Raw genomic sequence first — 23,370 nt, 5'->3', positions numbered from 1 at the left:
AAGTACAATGTCAATAACTGCATTGTTGGTGGAATAATCACTGAAGTCAAGCGCGTTTGCGTGCCTATTGCCAAATATTTCCGCGCCAACTCATCGGTGCTCTTGATTTCCTCAATCGGAACGCCATCTGCGCAAATATCCGAAAACGCGTAAGATGGAAGCACCAGAAAACGAGCTGATGTTTACGCTTGGCACCAACCTCGGAAGTATTAGAATAACCCCATGGCAACGAAGCACGATACTGAACAACTGCTTGAGCGGCAGACCGTCAAACCGCCTCCGCTGTACCAGGTGGCGCTACTGAACGATGACTACACGCCGATGGAGTTCGTGGTCGCCGTGATCCAGGAGTACTTCAACAAGGATCGCGAAACCGCAACCCAGATCATGCTCTCTGTTCACCGTCATGGTAAGGGTGTGTGTGGGGTGTTTTCCAAAGATATAGCGTGTACCAAAGTGGAGTTTGTCTTAACGCATGCGCGCAAGGCCGGGCACCCCCTGCAGTGCGTGATGGAGGAAGTATGATTGCGCAGGAACTTGAAGTATCCCTACACATGGCCTTTGTCGAGGCACGCCAGGCACGCCACGAATTCATCACCGTGGAACACCTGCTGCTCGCGCTCCTCGATAATCCATCGGCCGCCGAAGTCCTGCGTGCGTGCGCGGTCAATATCGAAGACCTGCGCAAGACCTTGACTAATTTTATCGGTGATAACACCCCGACCGTGCCAGGCACGGGCGAGGTCGACACCCAGCCGACGCTCGGTTTCCAACGCGTGATCCAGCGCGCCATCATGCACGTGCAGTCGGCCTCGAACGGCAAGAAAGAAGTCACCGGCGCGAATGTGCTGGTCGCGATCTTCGGCGAGAAGGATTCGCACGCCGTCTACTACCTGCACCAGCAGGGCGTGACGCGCCTGGACGTCGTCAACTTCATCTCGCATGGCGTGCGCAAGGACCAGCAGATGGACACCCAGAAGGCGTCCGAAGGCGTGGAAGAAGCGCAGGTCGAAGGCCAGGCGAAGGAATCGCCGCTCGACCAGTTCACCCAGAACCTGAACAAGGCGGCCGCCGACGGCAAGATCGATCCGCTGATCGGACGCGAGGAAGAAGTCGACCGCGTGATCCAGATCCTGTGCCGCCGCCGCAAGAACAACCCGCTGCTGGTGGGCGAGGCTGGCGTCGGTAAAACCGCGATCGCCGAAGGCCTGGCCTGGCGCATCGTGCAAGAGGACGTGCCCGAGATCCTGCAGAACGCCGTCGTGTTCTCGCTCGACATGGGCGCGCTGCTGGCCGGCACCAAGTACCGCGGCGATTTCGAGCAACGCCTGAAGGCCGTGCTCAAGCAGATCAAGGACACCCCGAACGGCATCCTGTTCATCGACGAGATCCACACGATCATCGGCGCCGGCTCGGCCTCGGGCGGCACGCTCGACGCATCGAACCTGCTCAAGCCGGCACTGGCAAATGGCCAGCTCAAGTGCATCGGCGCGACCACGTTCACCGAATTCCGCGGCGTGTTCGAGAAAGACCATGCGCTCTCGCGCCGGTTCCAGAAAGTCGACGTCAACGAACCGTCGGTCGAGCAGACCGTGGCGATCCTGCGCGGCCTCAAGTCGCGCTTCGAGGAGCACCATGGCGTGAAATACTCGGCGTCGGCGCTGTCGACCGCGGCCGAACTGGCGGCCCGCTTCATCAACGACCGTCATTTGCCGGACAAGGCGATCGACGTGATCGACGAAGCCGGCGCGGCCCAGCGCATCCTGCCGAAGTCGAAGCAGAAGAAAACCATCGGCAAGACCGAGATCGAGGACATCATCGCGAAGATCGCGCGGATTCCCCCGCAAACGGTCAACCAGGACGACCGCAGCAAGCTGCAGACGATCGACCGCGACCTGCGCAACGTCGTGTTCGGGCAAGACCCTGCGATCGAGGCGCTGTCGGCCGCGATCAAGATGGCGCGCGCGGGCCTGGGCAAGACCGACAAGCCGATCGGCTCCTTCCTGTTCTCCGGTCCGACCGGCGTCGGCAAGACCGAGGTGGCGAAGCAGCTGGCCTTCATCCTGGGCATCGAGCTGGTACGCTTCGACATGTCCGAGTACATGGAGCGTCACGCCGTGTCGCGCCTGATCGGCGCGCCGCCGGGCTATGTCGGCTTCGACCAGGGCGGCCTGCTGACCGAGGCGATCACCAAGAAGCCGCACACCGTGCTGCTGCTGGACGAGATCGAGAAGGCCCATCCGGACATCTTCAACATCCTGTTGCAGGTGATGGACCATGGTACCCTGACCGACAACAACGGCCGCAAGGCGGACTTCCGCAACGTGATCATCATCATGACCACCAATGCGGGCGCCGAAAGCCTGACCAAGCGTTCGCTGGGCTTCGTGGATTCGCGCGCGACCGGCGACGAGATGGCCGACATCAAGCGCATGTTCACGCCGGAGTTCCGTAACCGCCTGGACGCGATCATCAGCTTCCGCGCGCTGGACGAGGACATCATCCTGCGCGTCGTCGACAAGTTCCTGATGCAGCTCGAAGAGCAGCTGCACGAGAAGAAGGTCGAAGCGGTGTTCACCGAGAAGCTGCGCAAGTTCCTCGGCCAGAAGGGCTTCGACCCGGCGATGGGCGCGCGTCCGATGTCGCGCCTGATCCAGGACATGATCCGCAAGGCGCTGGCCGACGAGCTGCTGTTCGGCCGCCTGGTCAACGGCGGCCGCGTGACGGTCGACCTGAACGAGAAGGACGACGTGGTCCTCGAGTTCCCGGAGGGCGACGCACTGCCGCCACCGGCGCCGGCCGAGACGGTCGAGATCGAGTAATCGCGATCGATTAGGCCAGATTGAGGCGGCCGACAGTCGTCTCATTCAAGAAAGCCCGCGCACGGATGTGCAGCGGGCTTTTTTACTTTTCGCTGCGATTATGTGATTTGTCGGAATTAGCACGATGACGATCGGGGAGCCAAGGCCGGAGTGTAGAAACTCCACTCAAATATCACCAACTTGGGTACACTTGGAAGAAAGCCGCTTGCCGACCTTCGTTTTTCGGGTGACGGTAGAAAGCGTTATCGCTGCAAGGAGCATCAATGGCCAAAAGAGATTTTTTTTCTGAGCTAATGGAAGGGTTCGACGCACTGGAAGGTGCACGGCAAGGAAAAGTTACGCTCAAAACGTCCGAAGTGGAAATCAAGGCGCCGCCTGTCATGGACGCGGCAAGGGTAAGAGCGGTGCGGGAAAAGCTGCGTGTATCGCAGCCGGTCTTCGCGCGCAAGTTACGTACCAATCCGCAAACCATCAAGAATTGGGAGCAAGGTACGGCGAAGCCAAACGCGCAGGCCGCCATTCTCTTGAGCCTGATCGATCGCAACCCCCAGTTGATCGAAGAAATCGCGGCGCTGTGACTGCGGCTGGCATTCCTGATAACTATATTGATCGAAGTGCAATAAGGTTTGCAAAGGCTTATGGCAATTCTTGAAATGTAAGTTCATGACTGTGTCATATAACATTTCTAAAATGCACGCATCGTTGCCCCACCTCATCACGGACTACCCATGCGACTCGCACAGCTCAACACCTCCGCCAAGCTCATCGGCGCCTTCGGCATCCTCTCCCTCGTCATCGTGATCATCGCCGCCGTCGCGGTATGGCGCATGCACGCGGCGGATGTCATCACCTCCAACCTGGTCGACGACAAGCTGGCCAAGCAGCAGCTGGTATCCGACCTGCTCGGCATCGAACGCCTGAATGGCTCGCGCACGGTCTCGATCGCGCGCAGCGACAGCCTGGAACTGGCCGACTACTTCCAGGCCGAGCTGGCCGAAGGCCGCAAGAACATCGCCGCCATCGAGGCCAAGCTGGCCAAGTTGCCGGTGTCGGAACGCGAGCGCGCGATGCTGCAGGACGCGGCCCGTCACAAGGCCGCGCTCGGCACGGTGCAGGAAGCGCTGTTCAAGGCCAAGGACCTGGGCCAGACCGGCCTGGTCGAGGAGATCCTGACCAAGAAATGGGAACCGGGCTACAAGGCCAAGGTCGGCGCCTTCGAAGCCTTGCTCGCCTACGAGAGCAGCGAGGCGCACCGCCTGGCCGACGAAACGACCGCGTCGTCGAGCTTCAGCAAGATCCTGCTGCTGGGCCTGGGCGGCGCGGCGCTGCTGGTCGGCGTCGGCCTGGCCTGGGCCTTGAGCCGCAACCTGGTGGTGCCGCTGCGGCAGGCCGCGATGCTGGCCGAGCAGGTGGCCCACGGCGACCTGCGGCCGACCATCAGCCACCAGCGCAGCGACGAAATCGGCCGCCTGTTCGACGCCCTCAACGGCATGACCCACGGCGTCTCGAATACCGTGTCGCAGGTGCTGGTCGGCGCACAGGCGATCGATTCGGCCTCGAACGAGATCGCCGAAGGCAACCAGGACCTGTCGACCCGTACCGAGCGCCAGGCCGATGCGCTGCGCCAGACCGTGAGCGCAATGGATGAACTGAGCGAGGCGATCGCCAGCAACAACACCAATGCGAAGAATGCCAATGCGCTGGCCCAGACCGCGTCCGGCGTCGCGACCGAAGGCGCAAGGGCGGTCGAGCAACTGGTGGCGCGTATGGAAGCGATCAAGGCTTCGGCCGCGCGCATCGTCGACATCACCGGCATGATCGACAGCATCGCCTTCCAGACCAATATCCTGGCGCTGAACGCGGCGGTAGAAGCGGCGCGCGCCGGCAGCGAAGGCCGCGGCTTTGCCGTGGTGGCCAGCGAGGTGCGCAACCTGGCCCAGCACTCGGCCGGGGCGGCCAAGGAAATCAAGAAGCTGGTCCAGGAGTCGTCGAGCGAGATCGAGGCCGGCACCGGCATGGCCGAATCGGCCGGATCGACCATGCGCGCGATGCTGCAGCACGTGCACGAAGTGGCCGGCATCCTCGGCCAGATCCACACCGCCAGCGCGGGCCAGGCCGATGGCGTCACCCTGGTCAGCAAGTCGATCGCCGAGATCGACATGTCGACCCAGCAGAACGCGGCGATGGTGGAAGAAGCCGCGGCGGCGGCGGCCTCGATGCGCCAGCAGGCGGCGGAGTTGTCGGCGCTGGTGGCGACGTTCAAATTGCGCAGCGCGCTCGCCGCGCCGGAGCAGCCGCATCAGCGCCTGCTCGAAGCGGCTTGATCGACCTTCAGATCGCCGCCAATGCGCGGCGCAGATCCTCACGCTGGTCGTCGATGTGCTCGATGCCCACCGACAGGCGAATCAGCCCATCGCCGATCCCCAGCTCGGCGCGCTGCTCCGGTGGAATGGTGGCGTGGGTCATCAGGGCGGGATGCTCGATCAGGCTTTCCACGCCGCCCAGGCTCTCGGCCAGGGTGAACACTTCGCAGGCCTCCAGGAAGCGGCGCGCGCCGGCGATGTCGGTGTCGAGGTCGATCGACACGATGCCGCCGTAGCCGTGCATCTGGTGGCGCGCCAGCGCGTGCTGGGGATGCGATTCCAGGCCCGGGTAGTACACTTTGCGCACTTGCGGCTGCTGCTCGAGCCAGCTGGCCAGCAGCAGGGCGTTGGCGTTGCTGCGCTCGACGCGCAGGGCCAGGGTCTTGATCCCGCGCAGCACCAGGAAGCTGTCGAACGGGCCCTGGATGGCGCCCACGGCATTCTGGATGAAGCCGAGCTTCTCGGCCAGGCCGGTCTGGGCGTCGCCGGCGCCGACCACGGCCACGCCGCCGATCACGTCCGAGTGGCCGTTCATGTACTTGGTGGTGGAGTGCACCACGATGTCGAAGCCGTGTTCCAGCGGACGCTGGTTGATCGGGCTGGCGAAGGTGTTGTCGCACACGCTGATGATGCCGCGCGCGTGGCAGACGCCGGCGATCGCCGTCAGGTCGGCCAGCTTGAGCATCGGGTTGGTCGGGGTCTCGACCCACACCATGCGCGTTTCGGGCTTGATGGCGGCGGCCAGCGCGTCAGGGTCGGACAGGTCGACGTAGCTGAACGACAGGCCGGCGCTGTCGCGGCGCACGCGCTCGAACAGACGGTATGTGCCGCCGTACATATCGTCGCCGGCCACGATGTGCGAGCCGCTGGGTAGCAGCTCGAGCACCGCCGCGATCGCGGCCAAGCCGGAAGCGAAGGCGAACGCGGCGCGGCCGCCCTCGATGTCGGCCACGCAGCGCTCGAGCGCCCAGCGCGTCGGGTTGTGCGAGCGGCCGTAGTCGAGGCCCTTGTGCACGCCGGGGCTCTCTTGCCGGAAGGTCGAGGTGGCGAAGATGGGCGGCATCACGGCGCCGGTGGCCGGTTCGGGCGCCTGGCCGCCGTGGATGACGCGGGTAGCCAGGTGGCGCTTGAATTCGATTGGATGAGTCAAGACAGGGTCCTTCGCAGATGGTTGAGCAGGTCGTAGCGCGTGATCAGGCCGTAGAAGGTCGGCCCGTCGGCAATGACGGCGGTCAGGCCGCGGTCGAGGATCTCGCGCAGCTGGCCCATGCTCGCCGCCGGATGCAGGGTTTGCAGTTCGGACGTCATGGTGCCGGACACCGGCGCATTGAAGCGCGCGGTATCTTGCGTCACCTGGTGCAACAGGTCGGATTCGTCGATCAGGCCCAGCAGCCGGTTGCCGGCGTCGACCACCGGCAGCTGCTGCAGGTCGCTCGAGCGCATGCGGTTGAAGGCGGTGAGCAGGGTGTCGTCGGGCGAGAGCGTGATGACTTCACCCAGGTCGTGGCGGCGGCCGATCAGGTCGCGCAGGTCGCCCGTTTTCGGCCGCGTGATCAGGCCCTGGTCGACCATCCAGCCGTCGCTATATACCTTGCTCAAGTAGCGCGTGCCGGTGTCGCACACGAAGGTGACCACGCGCTTGGGTCGGGTCTGTTCGCGGCAATAGCGCAGTGCAGCGGCCAGCAGGGTGCCGGTGGAGGAGCCCGCCAGGATGCCTTCGCGCTGCAGCAGCAGGCGCGCGGTGGAGAAACTCTCTTCGTCGCTGATGGTATAGGCGGTTTTTACGCGCGACAGGTCGGCGATGCCGGGGATGAAATCCTCGCCGATGCCCTCGACCGCCCACGAGCCCGCGTGTTGCGAGACGTGGCCGGTCTCGACGTACTCGGCCAGGATCGAGCCTTTCGGATCGGCCAGGACGAATTCGAGCAGGGGCTGGGTCTTCTTGAAATAGCGCGACAGGCCGGTGAGGGTGCCGGATGAGCCGACGCCGACCACGATGGCGTCGAGCTTGTGGTTGGTCTGGTCCCAGATCTCGGGGCCGGTCGTCGTTTCGTGGGCGCGCGGATTGGCCGGATTGTTGAACTGGTCGGCGAACCAGGCGCCGGGGATCTCTTTCGCCAGGCGCGCGGCGTAGTCCTGGTAATACTCGGGATGGCCCTTGCCGACGTCGGAGCGGGTCAGGTGGATCTCGGCGCCGAGCGCCTTCAGGTGCAGGACTTTCTCGGCCGCCATTTTATCGGGAACGACGAGCACCACGCGGTAGCCCTTGATGCGCGCCACCAGCGCCAGGCCCAGGCCGGTATTGCCGGCCGTGGCCTCGATCACGGTGCCGCCGGGCTGCAGCAGGCCGTCGTGCTCGGCCTGCTCGATCATGGTCTTGCCGATGCGGTCCTTGATGGAGCCGCCCGGGTTCTGCGATTCGAGCTTGAGGAACAGCTGGCAGGGACCGGTATCGATCCGGGTGACTTCAACCAGCGGGGTATCGCCGATCAGCGAAAACAGTGCAGCTTGCGACGCATGTTGCATATTGCCTCCGTTAAGCCGACCAGCCGGCGCGGGTAGCGCAAGAGTCCGCGGCGGGCCGACGTGCTACGACGAACTGGCGCGGGTAGGCGCCAGCACTTTAAAGATTCATGATACGAGTTTTTGTCGAGCGCTGCTTTGGATCAGCTTAAAGTTTTGTTAAGAGCCCTCGGCCTTGATACGGCGCCACAGGGTGGTGCGGCTGATGCCTAGATGCTGCGCGGCAAGATCACGCTGTCCGCCGAAGCGGGCCAGCACGGCCGCCGTCGATTCGCGCGCCGAGCCGGGCGTGGGCAATACGTCGACCGCCGGCGCCGCTTGCCGCCCCAGTTCCGGCGCCACCGACAGCATGAAGGCCGGCGTGAGCGCCTGCAGCGGCTCGGCCGCCAGGAACAGCGCCACCCGCTCCATCAGGTTGCGCAGCTCGCGCACATTGCCCGGCCACGCATAGGAAGCAAGCAGTGGTGCGCAAGCGGTGATCTCGGCCGCCAGGTTCGGATGCGGGCGTGCGTCGAGCGCGGCCAGCGCCTGTTTCAACGACCACTCGGCCAGCGGCGCGATGTCCTGCGTCCGCGCGCGCAGCGGCGGCAGTGCCAGGCGCAGCACCGCCAGCCGATAGAACAGGTCGGCCCGAAAACGCCCGTCGCGCACCCGTGCTTCGAGGTCGCAGTGGGTGGCGCTGATCACACGCACATCGATCGGCACCGGCCGGGTGCCGCCGACCCGCATCACCTCGCGTTCTTCCAGCACGCGCAGCAGGCGGGTCTGCAGGGCCAGGGGCATTTCACCGATCTCGTCCAGGAACAGGGTGCCGCCGTTGGCGGCCTCGAACAGGCCGGCGTGGCCGCCGCGGCGCGCGCCGGTGAACGCGCCTTCCTCGTGGCCGAACAGTTCCGACTCCAGCAGCGACTCGGCGATCGCGCCGCAGTTCACCGCCACGAAGGGGCGATTGGCGCCGCGGCGCGGGCTCTCGCGGTGGATCGCCTGGGCCACCAGTTCCTTGCCGCTGCCGGTCTCGCCCTCGATCAATACCGTGCTGGGCGAGCGCGCGTACAGCACCACGGTCTGGCGCAGGCGCTCCATCGCGGGCGAGTCGCCGCGCAAGTCGTTCATGCCGCGCCGCGCGCGTTGTTCATTGGGCTTGCGCCGTCCACGGCCGGCCTCGAGCCGGGTCAGGCGCGCCAGCTCCAGCGCATCGTCGAAGGCCTGGCGGATCGAGGCTGCCGAATACAGGAACACGCCGGTCAGGCCAGCTTCCTCGGCCAGGTCGGTGATCAGGCCGGCGCCGACGATGACCTTGATGCCTTCGGCCTTCAGCTCGTGCACCGCGGCGCGCGCATCCTCGCGCGTGACATAGGTGCGCTGGGCCAGGTCGAGGCCGAAGGTGGCGGCGAAGTCGCCCAGTTCCGGCAACGGCGCCTGGTAGCTGATGACGCCGATGCGGTTCGAGACGCGCCGCGCCCGCGCCAGCGCCTTCAGCACGTCGAAGCCGCTGGCCTTGGCCGCCACCACCGGCACCGACACGCGGCCCTTGAGCCAAGCGGCATTCGAGCCGGCCGCGATAACCACGTCACAGTGTTCAGTAGCCAGGCGCTCGCGGATATGTTTCGCAGCCTCGTCAAAACCAAGATGCAGCGGTTCGATCAAAGCTAGGTGGTCGTATTCGACGGTGATATCGCGGAACAGGTCGGACAGGCGCGAGACGGAGACGGTCCAGATGACGGGCTTGTCGCCGGCATCGAGCGGGGAGCGGGGCGAATTCATGTTTCAAGTTTAGTGCATTTTTCAGCGTGAAGTTTCAATTTGAAACGCCGCGGCGTAAGCGAACGAGCGGTCAATTACTTCCATGCCGTAAGAATCCGGTAAGGGGCCGCCCGTAGGATGGGTCTCAGCCGCAAAGGCAACACCAGAAAAATCAGGAGACAAAATTGGATCAAGACGTCGTACAAAGGGTCAAGAGCGACCCGAATTACCTCAAGCTCAAAGAGACCCGTTCCAAGTTCGGCTGGACGCTGACCTGGGCCATGATGATCGTGTACTACGGCTTCACGCTGCTGGTCGCCTTCAACAAGGAGTTCATGGGTTCCCGCATCGGTGAAGGCGTCATGACCTGGGGCATTCCCCTGGGCCTGTTCGTCATCGTGTTCACCGTCGTCATCACCGGCATCTACGTGCGCCGCGCCAATCGCGACTACGACGAGCTGAGCGACGCCATCAAAGCGAAAGTGGGTGCCTGATGAAACGCTTCCACACCGCAGCCGCTCTCGCCCTGCTGGCTGCCGCCGGCATCGCCCAGGCCGCCCCCGACCTCGGCCAGGGCGTCAAGCAAGCCACCAACTGGACCGCCATCATCATGTTCGGCGTGTTCGTGCTGGGCACCCTGTACATCACCAAATGGGCTGCCGCCAAGACCCGGTCGGCATCCGACTTCTATACCGCCGGCGGCGGCATCACCGGCTTCCAGAACGGTCTCGCGATCGCGGGCGACTTCATGTCGGCCGCCTCCTTCCTGGGTATTTCCGCCGCCGTGTTCCTGGATGGCTTCGATGGCCTGATCTATGCGATCGGCTTCCTGGTCGGCTGGCCCGTCATCACCTTCCTGATGGCCGAGCGCCTGCGCAACCTGGGCCGCTTCACCTTCGCCGACGTCGCCTCCTACCGCTTCGCCCAGAAGCCGATCCGCGTGTTCGCGGCCTCCGGCACCCTGGTCGTGGTGGCCTTCTACCTGATCGCGCAGATGGTCGGCGCCGGCCAGCTGATCAAGCTGCTGTTCGGCCTGGACTACTGGATCGCGGTGGTGCTGGTCGGCATCCTGATGATGGTCTATGTGCTGTTCGGCGGCATGACCGCCACCACCTGGGTGCAGATCATCAAGGCCGTGCTGCTGCTGTCGGGCGCCTCGTTCATGGCGTTCTCGGTGCTGGCACAGTACAACTTCAGCCCGACCCAGCTGTTCCAGAGCGCCACCGAGCTGCACGCCAAGGGCGAGGCGATCATGGGCCCGGGCAGCTTCATCAAGGATCCGATTTCCGCGATTTCCTTCGGCATGGCGCTGATGTTCGGCACCGCCGGCCTGCCGCACATCCTGATGCGCTTCTTCACCGTCCCGAGCGCCAAGGAAGCACGTAAATCGGTGCTGTGGGCAACCACCTGGATCGGCTACTTCTACATCCTGACCTTCATCATCGGTTTCGGCGCGATCGTGCTGGTCGGCACTAACCCGGCCTTCAAGGATGCAGCCGGTGCACTGCTGGGCGGTAACAATATGGCGGCGGTCCACCTGGCGCAAGCCGTGGGCGGCGACGTCTTCCTGGGCTTCATCTCGGCCGTGGCCTTCGCGACCATCCTGGCGGTGGTGGCTGGCCTGACCCTGTCGGGAGCCTCGGCGGTCTCGCACGACCTGTACGCCACCGTGTTCAAGAAGGGCCAGGCAACCAGCGCCAACGAACTGAAAGTGTCGAAGATCACGACTATCTGCCTCGGCATCATCGCGGTGCTGCTGGGTATCGCCTTCGAAAAGCAGAACGTCGCCTTCATGGTGTCGCTGGCCTTCGCGATCGCCGCTTCGGCCAACTTCCCGGTGCTGTTCATGTCGGTGCTGTGGAAAGACTGCACCACCCGCGGCGCCACCGTGGGCGGCTTCCTGGGCCTGGCGACCGCGGTCGTGCTGACCCTGCTGTCGAAATCGGTGTGGGTCGACGTGCTGGGCAACAGCGCCGCGATCTTCCCGTACGCCTCGCCGGCGATCTTCTCGATGGCGGTCGGCTTCTTCGGCATCTGGATCTTCTCGATCACCGACAAGGGCCCGCGCGCCCGCATCGACCGCGCCGGCTTCGAGGCGCAGGAAGTGCGCGCCGAGACCGGTATCGGTGCGGCGGGTGCGTCGGCGCACTAAACCGTCGTTGAGTATCCAAAAGGGGCGGCCTGTGAGGGCCGCCCTTTTTTATTGGCGCTGTCATCGTTAAATATGGATGAGCATTGAACTGCTGGGCTGATCCTGCGGTCCAATCCCGGTCGCCATCGATCGGGAGCCCGCCATGCAAGCGCCGAAGTTTGAGGAGTTGTTCGCCCAGCTGGCGTTGCTGAACCAGCCTCAGCGCCAGCAGGTGCTCGCCGCCCTGCATCCGGCAGCCGGGCTCGACCGGGTGGTCGCCCTGATTGGCGAGATCCGGTCAAAGCGGCGCCGCTGCCCGGATTGCGCCTGCGAGCGCTGCCACCGCCATGGCCAGGCCAACGACCTGCAACGCTTTCGCTGCTGTGCGTGCGGCCGCACCTTCAACGACCTGACCGGCACGCCGCTGGCACGGCTCAGGCACAAGGGCAAGTGGCTCGATTATCTGGACACGGTGCTCGATTCCCGCACGGTCCGGTCTGCGGCCAAGCGTGTCGGCGTACACCCGAACACCACGTTTCGCTGGCGTCATCGCTTTCTCGACCGGGTCAAGGACGACCGACCCGAGCGCCTGGTCGGCATCGTCGAGGCCGACGAAACGTTCCTGCTCGAATCGCAGAAGGGGTCACGCAAGCTCGATCGCCAGCCGCGCAAGCGTGGTGGCAGGGCTGCTCTGCGCGGCATTTCCCATCATCTCGACTGCATCCTGGTGGCGCGCGACCGCAGCGGCCAGACCATCGACGCCGTCACCGGCCGCGGCGCCTTGAAGGTGGCCCAACTGGTCAAGCATCTGCTGCCGAAACTCGATCTTCAAGCGCTGCTGGTCACCGACGCAAACGCCGCCTACCCCGCCTTTGCCCGTGCCCATGGCATCGCCCATCAGGCAGTCAATCTCAGCGCCGGCGAACGGGTCCGCGATGGCGTCGAAGGCGCCATCCATGTACAAAACGTGAACGCCTACCATCGGCGCTTCAAGGAATGGCTGGCGCGCTTCCATGGCGTGGCGTCACGCTGGTTGCCCAACTACCTGGGCTGGCACTGGGCGCTCGATGGCGGGCGGGTCACTTCTGTCGAGCAATTGCTGCGTATTGCATTCGGAGTCATCAACAGATAACGATGACAGCGCCTTTTTACTTACTGAACGTCGCGTCCCACGGCCCGATGCTGAAGGCCGCACCTTCGATGTGGCGGACGACGGGTTCGCCCGCGAGATAGTCCTGCAAGCCCGCCATGAACAGCTGGTGGTCGTCGCTCGTTTCGAAGCGCGGGGTGTGATCTTCCAGTGTCTGCCAGCGCACGATGAGCGTGAACTGTTGCGGCAACTCGATCCCGGGCGCCAGCAAATGGCCGCGATATCCGTTCGCGCGGGTCAGCAGATGAGCGACGTCGGCGAATGCATGTCTGAACGCGTCGGTGTGTTCAGGCCGGACGAGCAGGGTGGCGATTTCGTAAACCATGATGTTCCTTTCGAAGTGAATCAACCGGCTCAGGCTTGCGCGCTCGTGCGATCGGCCAGCGGCCCCACCGCGATTGCGATCTTCCCCCTGAGGCCGTTGTCTCGGCTTTCCAGCCGCGCATGGGCAAGCGGGATGTCGGCCAGCGAGTAGACGGCGCCGACGTGGGGTTTCAGCTGGCCGCGCTCGATCAGGGCGCTCAGTTCGTCGAGCTTGCCGCGGTTCTGGCGGGTGAAGACGAAGTGGTAGCTCGCGTTCTTGCCCCAGGCCTGGATCAGGTTCTGCGGTATCGCGATGTCCACGATCGAGACCACCCGACCGAGTTGCGCCAGCACGTCCGGACTGCGGGTCAGCGTGTCGCCGCCGATGGTGTCGAACACCACGTCGACGCCGTGGCCGCCGGTCTCGCGCTGGATGGCCTCAACATAGTCCTCTTTCGTGTAATCGATGACCACGTCGGCGCCCAGGGAGCGTGCGAACTCGAAATTCTCTTCCTTCACCGTGGTGAACACGCGGGCGCCCATTGCCTTGGCGACCTGGATCACGACGTGGCCCACGCCGCCCGCGCCGCCGTGGATCAGGATGTTTTCACCGGCTTTCAGCTGCGCACGCACGGCGAGGGCTTCCCAGACGGTGCCGCCGACGAGGGTCAGGCTGGCGGCCTCGAGATGGGTCAGCGAAGCGGGCTTCCTGCCGACGATGCTCTCGTTGGCGACATGGTATTCGGCATAGCTGCCGGGGCCGTCGAAGATTTGCGGGGTGTACCAGACTTCGTCGCCCGGCGCGAACGCCGTCACGCCTGGACCGACTTCCTCGACCACGCCCGAGACGTCGTGGCCGGTGATGCCCGGCAGCGGCACCAGGTCGGCGTAGTCGCCGCGGCGCACCTGATAGTCCAGGGGATTGATGGAGGTCGCTTGCACGCGGACCAGCACCTGGCCGGCTTGCGGCACCGGTTTCGGCACGTCGCGCAGTTCGAACGATTCCGGGCCGCCAAAAGATGTGAGCACTTGAGCTTTCATGATTATTTCCTCGTTTCGTTAAAAAGGGATATCGGGAATTATCGATATATAGTGGTAAAAAAATTTACAGCTCTTTGCCAATGATCTCGGCGAGCGCACTGATGGCTGCCTCATTGCGCTTGTAGTACGTCCACTGGCCAATGCGCCTGACTTCCACCAGGCCGGCTCTTTGCAGCGTTGCGAGATAATCGGACACGGTCGACTGTGACAAGCCGACACCTTCCTGGATGCTGCTGACACAGACGCCAACCGTGTGCACATCGCCCTCATCCTGCGGAGGGAAATGATTCTCGGGATCCTTCAAGCCTTTCAATATGTCCAGGCGTGTGCGGTTCGAGAGGGCTTTGAAGATATCGAGCAGTTCCATGGATTCCAGTATATCGGGATATCCCGATATGTCAAGCGGCTTGCTTCGATCGCAGTGGCGTTTAAGCTGGACGTAATTGTTTCACGCGTTGCATCCCGTCGTTTCAGTGTGAAACGATGCGGCGCCGGCAGTACCCGGTGGTCGCGCGCGGAAATACGAACTAAGTGTTTGAATACAATGAAAAAATGCCGCTAAATAGCGATGATGATCGGGGCTGGCACGCGGTTTGCAATATCAAACCCGACATCAACCGCATCTGAAAGGACACCGCATGACCAAGCTCTCCGCCGGCGCCGCATTCCGCAAGGCAATGCAGGAAGAATCCCCATTGCAAGTGGTCGGCGCGATCAATGCCAACCACGCCCTACTGGCCAAGCGTGCCGGCTTCAAGGCGATCTACCTGTCGGGCGGCGGGGTGGCGGCGGGTTCGCTGGGCTTGCCGGATCTCGGCATCTCGAACCTGGACGACGTCCTGATCGACGTGCGCCGCATCACCGACGTGTGCGACCTGCCGCTGCTGGTCGACGTCGACACCGGCTTCGGCGCCTCGGCCTTCAACGTCGCGCGCACCGTGCGCACTTTGGCCAAGGCCGGCGCCGCCGCCTGCCACATCGAAGACCAGGTCGGCGCCAAGCGCTGCGGCCACCGTCCGGGCAAGGAAATCGTCAGCAAGGACGAGATGGTCGACCGCATCAAGGCGGCGGCCGATGCCCGTCCGTACGACGAGTTCGTGATCATGGCGCGCACCGATGCGCTGGCCGTGGAAGGGCTGGACGCCGCCATCGAGCGCGCCGTGGCGTGCGTGGAAGCCGGCGCCGACATGATCTTCCCCGAAGCCATTACGAGCCTGGAGATGTATAAACAGTTCGCCGACGCGGTCAAGGTGCCGGTGCTGGCCAATATCACCGAATTCGGTTCCACGCCGCTGTTCACCGTCGACGAATTGAAGGGCGCCGGCGTCGGCCTGGTGCTGTATCCGCTGTCGGCCTTCCGCGCGATGAACAAGGCGGCCGAGAACGTGTACAACGCGATCCGCCGCGACGGCACCCAGCAGAACGTGCTCGACACCATGCAGACGCGCGCCGAACTGTACGACCGCATCGACTACCATAGCTACGAACAGAAGCTCGACGCGCTGTTTGCCCAGAATAAAGCCAAGTAATCAGGAGACCAGGACATGAGCAACACCAACAACGAGACCCCGACCTTCAAACCGAAGAAATCCGTGGCCCTGTCCGGCGTCGCCGCCGGCAATACCGCGTTGTGCTCGGTCGGCAAATCGGGCAATGACCTGCACTACCGCGGCTACGACATCCTGGACGTGGCCGGTGCCTGCGAATTCGAGGAAATCGCCTACCTGCTGGTGCACGGCAAGCTGCCGAATGAGGCCGAGCTGCGCGGTTATAAAGCCAAGCTGAAGTCGCTGCGCGGGCTGCCTGCCGCCGTGAAGAGCGCGCTCGAGGCAGTGCCGGCCGGCGCCCATCCGATGGACGTGATGCGTACCGGCGTGTCGGTGCTGGGCTGCACCTTGCCCGAGAAGGATGACCACAATCTCGCCGGCGCGCGCGACATCGCCGATCGCCTGATGGCCTCGTTCGGCTCGATGCTGCTGTACTGGTACCACTACAGCCATAACGGGAAGCGCATCGAAGTGGAAACCGACGACGATTCGATCGGCGGTCACTTCCTGCACCTGCTGCACGGCTTCAAGCCGAGCGCATCCTGGGTGCAGGCGATGCACACCTCGCTGATCCTGTACGCCGAGCACGAATTCAATGCCTCGACCTTCACCGCGCGCGTGATCGCCGGCACCGGTTCCGACATGCACTCGGCCATCACCGGCGCCATCGGCGCGCTGCGCGGTCCGAAGCACGGCGGCGCCAACGAAGTGGCGCTCGACATCCAGAAGCGTTATGAGAACGCCGACGAAGCCGAGGCCGACATCCGCAACCGCGTGGCCAACAAGGAAGTCGTGATCGGCTTCGGCCATCCGGTGTACACGATCTCGGACCCGCGCAACAAGGTGATCAAGGAAGTGGCGCGCTTGCTGTCTTCCGAGGCCGGCTCGATGAAGATGTTCGACATCGCCGAGCGCCTGGAGTCGGTGATGTGGGAAGTGAAAAAGATGTTCCCGAACCTGGACTGGTTCTCGGCCGTGTCGTACCACATGATGGGCGTGCCGACCGCCATGTTCACGCCGCTGTTCGTCATCTCGCGCACCTCGGGCTGGGCCGCCCACGTGATCGAGCAGCGCATCGACAACAAGATCATCCGCCCGAGCGCGAACTACGTCGGTCCGGAAGACCTACAATTCGTGCCGCTGGCCGAGCGCAAATAAGAGCATTGCCATGAATTCGAACCACCTGAAACCCTTGCCTGGCACCGACCTGGAATACTTCGACACGCGCGCTGCGGTCGAGGCCATCCAGCCTGGCGCCTACGACACCTTGCCCTACACCTCGCGCGTGCTGGCCGAGAACCTCGTGCGCCGCTGCGATCCCGCCTGCATGAACGACTCGCTCAAGCAGATCATCGAACGCAAGCGCGAGCTCGATTTCCCCTGGTTCCCGGCGCGCGTGGTCTGTCACGACATCCTGGGCCAGACCGCCCTGGTCGACCTGGCCGGCCTGCGCGACGCCATCGCGCTGCAAGGGGGCGATCCGGCCCTGGTCAATCCGGTGGTGCCGACCCAGCTGGTGGTCGACCACTCGCTGGCTGTCGAATGCGGCGGCTTCGACCCGGACGCGTTCACCAAGAACCGCGCGATCGAGGATCGCCGCAACGAAGACCGCTTCCACTTCATCGACTGGACCAAGAAGGCATTCCAGAACGTCGACGTGATCCCGCCCGGTAACGGCATCCTGCACCAGATCAACCTGGAACGCATGTCGCCCGTGATCCAGGTGGAGAACGGCGTGGCCTATCCGGACACGCTGGTCGGCACGGATTCACACACGCCGATGGTCGATGCGCTGGGCGTGATCGCGATCGGCGTCGGCGGGCTGGAGGCCGAAAGCGTGATGCTGGGCCGCGCCTCCTACATGCGCCTGCCCGACATCGTCGGTGTCGAGTTGACCGGCCAGCCCGGCCCCGGCATCACCGCCACCGACACCGTACTGGCGCTGACCGAATTCCTGCGCAAGTCGAAGGTCGTCTCCGCCTACCTGGAGTTCTACGGCGAGGGCGCAGCCGCTCTCACGCTGGGCGACCGCGCCACGATCTCGAACATGGCGCCGGAATTCGGCGCCACCGCCGCGATGTTCTACATCGACGAGCAGACCATCAAGTACCTGCGCCTGACCGGCCGCGAGGACGAGACCGTGCACCTGGTCGAGACCTATGCGAAACAGGCCGGCCTGTGGGCCGACACCCTGAACAACGCGCAGTACGAACGCACGCTGAGCTTCGACCTCTCCAGCGTGGTGCGCAATATCGCCGGCCCGTCGAACCCGCACAAGCGCGTGCCGACCTCGGAGCTGGCGGCGCGCGGCATCGCCGGGAAAGTGGAGAACGAGCCTGGCCTGATGCCCGACGGCGCAGTGATCATCGCCGCCATCACCAGCTGCACCAACACCAACAACCCGCGCAATATGATCGCCGCCGGCCTGCTGGCGCGCAACGCCAATCGCGCCGGCCTGCTGCGCAAGCCCTGGGTCAAGAGCTCGCTCGCGCCGGGGTCGAAAGCCGTCGCCCTTTACCTGGACGAAGCCGGCCTCACGCCCGAATTGGACCAGCTGGGCTTCGGCGTCGTGGCGTTCGCCTGCACCACCTGCAACGGCATGAGCGGCGCGCTCGACCCGATCATCCAGCAAGAGATCATCGAGCGCGACCTGTATGCGACTGCCGTCCTGTCGGGCAACCGCAATTTCGACGGCCGCATCCATCCGTATGCCAAGCAGGCCTTCCTGGCTTCGCCGGCGCTGGTGGTGGCGTATGCGATCGCCGGCACCATCCGCTTCGACATCGAGAAGGACGTGCTGGGCTTGGACGCCGCCGGCAAGGAGATCCGCCTGGCCGACCTGTGGCCATCGGACGACGAGATCGACGCCGTGGTCGCCGCCAGCGTCAAGCCCGAGCAGTTCCGCAAGGTCTATACGCCGATGTTCGCGCGCGTGGTCGACGATGGCGCGGCGGTCAGCCCGCTGTACGACTGGCGTCCACAGAGCACCTATATCCGCCGCCCGCCGTACTGGGAAGGCGCGCTGGCAGGCGAGCGCACCCTGCGCGGGATGCGCCCGCTGGCGGTCCTGGGCGATAACATCACCACCGACCACCTGTCGCCGTCGAACGCCATCCTGCCCGACTCGGCCGCCGGCGAGTACCTGGCGAAGATGGGCTTGCCGGAAGAAGACTTCAATTCCTACGCCACCCACCGCGGCGACCACCTGACGGCGCAGCGCGCGACCTTCGCCAATCCGACCTTGAAGAACGAGATGGTGAAGGATGGCATGGGCAATGTGATTGCCGGCTCGCTGGCGCGCATCGAGCCTTCGGGCGAGGTGACCCGCATGTGGGAAGCGATCGAGCATTACATGGAACGCAAGCAGCCGCTGATCGTCGTGGCCGGCGCCGACTATGGCCAGGGCTCGTCGCGCGACTGGGCGGCCAAGGGCGTGCGCCTGGCGGGCGTGGAAGCGATCGTGGCCGAAGGTTTCGAGCGCATCCACCGCACGAACCTGGTGGGCATGGGCGTATTGCCGCTGGAATTCAAGCCGGGCGTCAACCGCATCACGCTCGGCATCGACGGCACCGAGACCTTCGACGTGGTGGGCGAGCGCACGCCGCGCGCCGACCTGACGCTGGTGATCCATCGCAGGAACGGAGAACAGCTCGAGGTGGTGGTGACCTGCCGCCTCGATACGGCCGAGGAAGTCGCCATCTATGAAGCGGGCGGGGTGCTGCAGCGCTTCGCCCAGGATTTCCTTGAATCGTCGGCGCCGAAGGCGGCGGCTTGATGGAGAACCGCACGATGCCCCACACTCCTCAAATCAAGATCCCCGCCACCTATATGCGTGGCGGCACCAGCAAAGGCGTGTTCTTCAAGCTGCAAGACCTGCCCGAAGCGGCGCGCGTGCCCGGCGCCGCGCGCGACGCGTTGCTGCTGCGCGTGATCGGCAGCCCCGACCCCTACGGCAAGCAGATCGACGGCATGGGCGGCGCCACCTCCAGCACCAGCAAGGCCGTGATCGTCGAGCGCAGCACCCGTCCCGACCACGACGTCGACTATCTGTTCGGCCAGGTGGCGATCGACAAGCCCTTCGTCGACTGGAGCGGCAACTGCGGCAACCTGTCGGCCGCGGTCGGGCCTTTCGCCATCGCCAACGGGCTGGTCGACCCCGCACGTGCGCCGCGCGACGGCATCGCGGTCGTGCGCATCTGGCAGGCCAATATCGGCAAGACCATCATCGCCCATGTGCCGATGACGGACGGACAAGTCCAGGAAACGGGTGACTTCGAGCTCGATGGCGTGACCTTCCCGGCGGCCGAGGTGCAGCTCGAATTCATCGATCCGGCGGCCGAGGAGGAGGGCAGCGCCGGCGCGATGTTCCCGACCGGGAACCTTGTCGACGAACTGGACGTGCCCGGCGTCGGCGTCCTGCGCGCGACCATGATCAATGCCGGCATCCCGACCATCTTCGTCGAGGCGGGTGCGGTGGGCTACGACGGGACCGAGCTGCAGGACGCCATCAATGGCGACGCGCGCGCGCTGGCCATGTTCGAGACCATCCGCGCCCACGGCGCGCTGCGCATGGGCCTGATCGCGAGCATCGAAGATGCCGGCAAGCGCCAGCACACCCCGAAAGTCGCTTTCGTCGCGAAAGCGGCCGGCTACCTCTCGTCCAGCGGTAAACAGGTCGCGCAGGGCGACGTCGATCTGCTGGTGCGCGCGCTCTCGATGGGCAAGCTGCATCACGCGATGATGGGGACGGCGGCGGTGGCGATCGGCACCGCGGCGGCGATTCCCGGCACCCTGGTCAACCTCGCGGCCGGCGGCGGAGAACGCAGCGCGGTGCGCTTCGGCCATCCGTCCGGCACCCTGCGCGTGGGCGCCGAAGCGGTGCAGCGGGACGGCGCCTGGAGCGTCAGCAAGGCCATCATGAGCCGCAGCGCGCGGGTCTTGATGGAAGGGCGGGTATGCGTGCCGGGTGATATGTTCTGAAACCACGGGGCGGCATCTGCAAGGTGTCGTTTTCTTGCTGCTGGCAGTTCAAATCCAGGCCCGTTTCGGGGTATGATGGTCGCCCTTGTTGCTAATCGGCAACTGAAGGCAACCATGAGTATTAGCCTCGATTGCAACAACCGATGGATGGATTTTCGAACCTGCAATTAGGCGACGTTGCGGAGACCGGTGGATACGATGCGCAGCTGGCGGACCTGTCCGCCCTGCGGCGCATGGTGCGCGAGCAGCGCGCCGTGTTCGAAAACGCACCGGTCGGCATCGCCGTCACCCAGCCCGACCAGATCCGCTCGTTCAACCCGCGCGCGGGCGAGATGTTCGGCTTCGCGCAGGACGAGGTCGGCAGCATCGCGCCGGCCGAGGTCTGCGTCTCGCCCGAGGATTACGACACGCTGATCCGGGAAGCGTTCGCGGTGCTGGCCGGCGGCGGCCTGTTCGAGAAGAGCGAGCAGCAGTTCCGGCGCCGCGACGGCAGCACCTTCTGGGCGCGCCTGCGCGGCTGCGCGGTCGAACCGGGCAACCGCGGCGCCGGCACCATCTGGATCGTCGAGGACGTGACCGAGGCGCGCCAGGCCATGAGCGAGGTGCAGGCGATCATGAACAATGCCTCGATCGGCATCATGTTCACCCGCAACCGCGTGATCCGGCGCGCCAATCCCGCCTTCTGCCAGATGTTCGGCTATGCCGAGGGCGAGCCGATCGGGGTGTCAACGCGCGTGATCTACCCGGACGAAGGCGCCTATCGCCAGCTCGGCGCCGAGGCCTATCCGCAGCTGGCCGACGGCCGGCCGTTCACGACTTCGCGCACCCTGGTGCGCAAGGACGGCACGCCGGCCTGGGTCCAGATGATCGGCTACCAGGTCAATGCGAAAGACCCCGACAAGGGCACGATCTGGATGCTCGAGGACCGCACCCGCGAGCGCAGCGACGAGCAATCGCTGCGCGAGGCGCTGATGGAAAACCGCGCCATCCTCGACAACGCGGTGCTGGGCATCGCCGTGGTCGAGGGCGGCCGCACCCTGCACTGCAACCGCAAGATGGAAGAGCTGTTCGGCGCGCCGCCGGGCGGCATGGACGGCATCGCGGTGCGCTCGCTGTATCCCGACCACCCCAGCTGGAAGGAGGCGCGCGCGCTCTCCGGACGCCAGTTCGCCGAGGGCCAGGCCCACATGGCCGAGCACGAGATGGTGCGGCGCGACGGCAGCCGCTTCTGGGCGCGCCTGTCGGGCCGCCTGTTCGACCTGGCGCAAGCGAGCGGCAGGAGCGTGTGGCTGGTGGATGATGTCACCGCGCAGCGCGAGGCGGCCGACGCCATCCTGCGCGCGCGCGACGAACTCGAGGTAAGGGTGGCCGAGCGCACCGCCGAACTGGCCGGCGCCAACGCCCTGCTGCAGGAAGAGATCAACGAGCGGCGCCAGGCCGAGGCGCGCGTGCACCACATGGCCTACCACGACAGCCTGACCGGCCTGCCCAACCGCGCCATGCTGTCCGAGCGGCTCGATGCGGGGATGCGCGTCGTGGCCTCGGGTGACGCGCCACAGCATGGGCAGCAGCTGGCCTTGATGTTCATCGACCTCGACCGCTTCAAGAACATCAACGATACCCTGGGCCACATGGTCGGCGACCAGCTGCTGCGCAACGTCGCGCTGCGCCTGGTGACGGCGGTGCGGCCCCACGACCTGGTGGCGCGCCTCGGCGGCGACGAGTTCGTGGTGCTGATGCCCGAGATCGCCGGCCGCGACGATGCCGCCGCGGTCGCCGGCCGCATCATCGCCGCGCTGTCGCTGTCCTGCCAGATCGACGGCCACAGCCTGCACATCTCGCCCTCGATCGGGATCTGCCTGTATCCGGACGACGGGGTCGACGTCGAGACCCTGATGCGCCACGCCGACGCCGCGATGTACCAGGCCAAGGCGGCCGGCCGCAACAATTACCAGTTCTTCACCGAGCGCATGAACCTGGCGGCGGCGCGCCATTTCGAGCTCGAGTCGAGCCTGCGCGGCGCCCTGGCGCGAGACGAGTTCGAGCTCCACTTTCAGCCGATCATGTGCACCGAAACGCGCCGCCCGCGCGCGCTGGAAGTGCTGCTGCGCTGGCGCCGCGGCGGCGCGCTGGTGGGGCCGGACGAATTCATCCCGATCCTGGAAGAGAGCGGCATGATCATGGAAGTCGGCGAGTGGGTGATCCGCAGCGCCTGCGTCCAGGCCATGCAGTGGCAGCGCGAGGGGCTGGACGTCGTGCCGCTGGCGATCAACCTGTCGGCGCGCCAGTTCACGCACCAGGGCCTGATCGACTCGATCCGCGCCATCGTCGACGAGACGGGGATCGCGCCAGGCATGGTGGAATTCGAGATCACCGAGACCGCCTTGATGCAGCACGGCGGCCAGACGCTCGAGATCCTGCGCCAGATAAATGCGATGGGGATGTGCCTCTCGATCGACGATTTCGGCACCGGGTATTCGAGCCTGGCCTACCTGAAGCGCTTCCCGGTACGCAAGATCAAGATCGACCGCGCCTTCGTGCGCGAACTCGAAGCCAGCACCGAGGACCGCGCCATCGTGGCGGCGGTGATGGCGCTGGCCAACAGCCTGCAATTGTCGGTGGTGGCCGAAGGCGTGGAGACGGAAGGGCAGTATGCCTTGCTGCGCTCCTTCGGTTGCCAGTATGCGCAGGGCTATCTGTTCGCGCGGCCGTTGCCGGCGGAGCAGGTGGCCAGGTTGCTGGCCGGCTGATTCGACCGGCCGGCGCA

Annotated in this window: 18 protein-coding genes; 12 read left to right on the top strand and 6 right to left on the bottom strand. The window is 64.9% G+C overall.

Annotation, left to right across the window (positions count from 1 at the left end; all coding sequences use genetic code 11):
• Positions 1-222: 222 nt before the first annotated feature.
• The 4 genes from clpS (at position 223) to J3U95_RS19615 (ending at position 5,146) form a co-directional block, all read left to right on the top strand.
• Positions 223-525: an ATP-dependent Clp protease adapter ClpS gene (gene clpS, locus J3U95_RS19630; RefSeq protein ID WP_020653505.1), complete on the top strand. Its 303-nt coding sequence runs from the start codon at positions 223-225 to the stop codon at positions 523-525.
• A complete protein-coding gene (clpA, locus tag J3U95_RS19625; protein ID WP_071363564.1) occupies positions 522-2,822 on the top strand; it encodes an ATP-dependent Clp protease ATP-binding subunit ClpA in 2,301 nt (766 codons plus the stop codon). Before clpS ends, clpA begins: the two co-directional genes overlap by 4 nt.
• Before the next feature lie 263 nt (positions 2,823-3,085).
• Positions 3,086-3,400 (top strand): helix-turn-helix domain-containing protein, encoded by a 315-nt coding sequence (locus J3U95_RS19620; RefSeq protein ID WP_208280341.1) that lies wholly within the window; start codon positions 3,086-3,088, stop codon positions 3,398-3,400.
• Positions 3,401-3,550: 150 nt separating this feature from the next.
• The gene (locus J3U95_RS19615; protein WP_208280340.1) at positions 3,551-5,146 is read left to right on the top strand and encodes a methyl-accepting chemotaxis protein; all 1,596 of its coding nucleotides are present in this window, start codon (positions 3,551-3,553) and stop codon (positions 5,144-5,146) included.
• Between the two features lie 7 nt (positions 5,147-5,153).
• Here the strand turns inward: J3U95_RS19615 and J3U95_RS19610 are convergent, their stop codons facing one another.
• From J3U95_RS19610 to prpR, 3 genes are all read right to left on the bottom strand, one after another.
• Entirely contained in the window at positions 5,154-6,335 is a 1,182-nt protein-coding gene (locus tag J3U95_RS19610) for a trans-sulfuration enzyme family protein (protein ID WP_229519960.1), read from the bottom strand.
• Positions 6,332-7,711 (bottom strand): pyridoxal-phosphate dependent enzyme, encoded by a 1,380-nt coding sequence (locus tag J3U95_RS19605; protein ID WP_208280339.1) that lies wholly within the window; start codon positions 7,709-7,711, stop codon positions 6,332-6,334. Before J3U95_RS19605 ends, J3U95_RS19610 begins: the two co-directional genes overlap by 4 nt.
• Before the next feature lie 156 nt (positions 7,712-7,867).
• A complete protein-coding gene (gene prpR, locus J3U95_RS19600; RefSeq protein ID WP_208280338.1) occupies positions 7,868-9,472 on the bottom strand; it encodes a propionate catabolism operon regulatory protein PrpR in 1,605 nt (534 codons plus the stop codon).
• A 164-nt stretch (positions 9,473-9,636) separates the two neighbouring features.
• Here prpR and J3U95_RS19595 point away from each other — a divergent pair, with 164 nt between their 5' ends.
• The 3 genes from J3U95_RS19595 to J3U95_RS19585 all read left to right on the top strand — a co-directional run bounded on the left by J3U95_RS19595 (position 9,637) and on the right by J3U95_RS19585 (position 12,714).
• On the top strand, positions 9,637-9,945 hold the full coding sequence (locus tag J3U95_RS19595) for a DUF485 domain-containing protein (protein WP_071363558.1): 309 nt from the start codon (positions 9,637-9,639) through the stop codon (positions 9,943-9,945).
• Positions 9,945-11,603 (top strand): cation acetate symporter, encoded by a 1,659-nt coding sequence (locus J3U95_RS19590; protein WP_208280337.1) that lies wholly within the window; start codon positions 9,945-9,947, stop codon positions 11,601-11,603. The genes J3U95_RS19595 and J3U95_RS19590 overlap by 1 nt, the downstream gene beginning before the upstream one ends.
• A gap of 142 nt (positions 11,604-11,745) precedes the next feature.
• Positions 11,746-12,714 (top strand): IS1595 family transposase, encoded by a 969-nt coding sequence (locus J3U95_RS19585; protein ID WP_208280336.1) that lies wholly within the window; start codon positions 11,746-11,748, stop codon positions 12,712-12,714.
• Positions 12,715-12,730: 16 nt separating this feature from the next.
• On the opposite strand, the gene J3U95_RS19580 is transcribed toward J3U95_RS19585, so the two are convergent.
• From J3U95_RS19580 to J3U95_RS19570, 3 genes are all read right to left on the bottom strand, one after another.
• Entirely contained in the window at positions 12,731-13,057 is a 327-nt protein-coding gene (locus J3U95_RS19580; RefSeq protein ID WP_208280335.1) for an antibiotic biosynthesis monooxygenase family protein, read from the bottom strand.
• A gap of 29 nt (positions 13,058-13,086) precedes the next feature.
• Positions 13,087-14,076 (bottom strand): zinc-dependent alcohol dehydrogenase family protein, encoded by a 990-nt coding sequence (locus J3U95_RS19575; RefSeq protein ID WP_208280334.1) that lies wholly within the window; start codon positions 14,074-14,076, stop codon positions 13,087-13,089.
• 64 nt (positions 14,077-14,140) lie between these two features.
• Entirely contained in the window at positions 14,141-14,443 is a 303-nt protein-coding gene (locus tag J3U95_RS19570) for an ArsR/SmtB family transcription factor (RefSeq protein WP_123071318.1), read from the bottom strand.
• Positions 14,444-14,714: 271 nt separating this feature from the next.
• Here J3U95_RS19570 and prpB point away from each other — a divergent pair, with 271 nt between their 5' ends.
• The 5 genes from prpB (at position 14,715) to J3U95_RS19545 (ending at position 23,353) form a co-directional block, all read left to right on the top strand.
• Positions 14,715-15,605 (top strand): methylisocitrate lyase, encoded by an 891-nt coding sequence (gene prpB, locus J3U95_RS19565; protein ID WP_208280333.1) that lies wholly within the window; start codon positions 14,715-14,717, stop codon positions 15,603-15,605.
• A gap of 15 nt (positions 15,606-15,620) precedes the next feature.
• On the top strand, positions 15,621-16,781 hold the full coding sequence (gene prpC, locus J3U95_RS19560) for a bifunctional 2-methylcitrate synthase/citrate synthase (protein ID WP_208280332.1): 1,161 nt from the start codon (positions 15,621-15,623) through the stop codon (positions 16,779-16,781).
• Positions 16,782-16,791: 10 nt separating this feature from the next.
• Positions 16,792-19,398, top strand: coding sequence for a Fe/S-dependent 2-methylisocitrate dehydratase AcnD (gene acnD / locus J3U95_RS19555; RefSeq protein ID WP_208280331.1), 2,607 nt, complete (start codon positions 16,792-16,794; stop codon positions 19,396-19,398).
• A 14-nt stretch (positions 19,399-19,412) separates the two neighbouring features.
• Positions 19,413-20,603: a 2-methylaconitate cis-trans isomerase PrpF gene (prpF, locus tag J3U95_RS19550; protein ID WP_208280330.1), complete on the top strand. Its 1,191-nt coding sequence runs from the start codon at positions 19,413-19,415 to the stop codon at positions 20,601-20,603.
• A gap of 143 nt (positions 20,604-20,746) precedes the next feature.
• Positions 20,747-23,353 carry a bifunctional diguanylate cyclase/phosphodiesterase gene (locus J3U95_RS19545; RefSeq protein ID WP_208280329.1) on the top strand — a complete coding sequence of 869 codons (2,607 nt, stop codon included), beginning with the start codon at positions 20,747-20,749 and terminating at the stop codon, positions 23,351-23,353.
• The last annotated feature ends 17 nt before the right edge of the window (positions 23,354-23,370 follow it).

This window comes from Massilia oculi (genome assembly GCF_017582745.1).
Taxonomy (GTDB): domain Bacteria; phylum Pseudomonadota; class Gammaproteobacteria; order Burkholderiales; family Burkholderiaceae_D; genus Telluria; species Telluria oculi_A.
The sequence above is the reverse complement of the archived record's forward strand: the minus strand, read 5'-3'. Positions and strand labels throughout refer to the sequence as shown.

Coding starts and splice junctions, on each gene's coding strand:
- J3U95_RS19545 (WP_208280329.1), top strand. CDS start 20,747: ATGGATGGATTTTCGAACCTGCAATTAGGCGACGTTGCGGAGACCGGT.
- acnD (WP_208280331.1), top strand. CDS start 16,792: ATGAATTCGAACCACCTGAAACCCTTGCCTGGCACCGACCTGGAATAC.
- prpR (WP_208280338.1), bottom strand. CDS start 9,472: ATGAATTCGCCCCGCTCCCCGCTCGATGCCGGCGACAAGCCCGTCATC.
- J3U95_RS19590 (WP_208280337.1), top strand. CDS start 9,945: ATGAAACGCTTCCACACCGCAGCCGCTCTCGCCCTGCTGGCTGCCGCC.
- prpF (WP_208280330.1), top strand. CDS start 19,413: ATGCCCCACACTCCTCAAATCAAGATCCCCGCCACCTATATGCGTGGC.
- J3U95_RS19575 (WP_208280334.1), bottom strand. CDS start 14,076: ATGAAAGCTCAAGTGCTCACATCTTTTGGCGGCCCGGAATCGTTCGAA.
- J3U95_RS19620 (WP_208280341.1), top strand. CDS start 3,086: ATGGCCAAAAGAGATTTTTTTTCTGAGCTAATGGAAGGGTTCGACGCA.
- J3U95_RS19580 (WP_208280335.1), bottom strand. CDS start 13,057: ATGGTTTACGAAATCGCCACCCTGCTCGTCCGGCCTGAACACACCGAC.
- J3U95_RS19605 (WP_208280339.1), bottom strand. CDS start 7,711: ATGCAACATGCGTCGCAAGCTGCACTGTTTTCGCTGATCGGCGATACC.
- J3U95_RS19615 (WP_208280340.1), top strand. CDS start 3,551: ATGCGACTCGCACAGCTCAACACCTCCGCCAAGCTCATCGGCGCCTTC.
- clpA (WP_071363564.1), top strand. CDS start 522: ATGATTGCGCAGGAACTTGAAGTATCCCTACACATGGCCTTTGTCGAG.
- J3U95_RS19570 (WP_123071318.1), bottom strand. CDS start 14,443: ATGGAACTGCTCGATATCTTCAAAGCCCTCTCGAACCGCACACGCCTG.
- clpS (WP_020653505.1), top strand. CDS start 223: ATGGCAACGAAGCACGATACTGAACAACTGCTTGAGCGGCAGACCGTC.
- prpC (WP_208280332.1), top strand. CDS start 15,621: ATGAGCAACACCAACAACGAGACCCCGACCTTCAAACCGAAGAAATCC.
- prpB (WP_208280333.1), top strand. CDS start 14,715: ATGACCAAGCTCTCCGCCGGCGCCGCATTCCGCAAGGCAATGCAGGAA.
- J3U95_RS19585 (WP_208280336.1), top strand. CDS start 11,746: ATGCAAGCGCCGAAGTTTGAGGAGTTGTTCGCCCAGCTGGCGTTGCTG.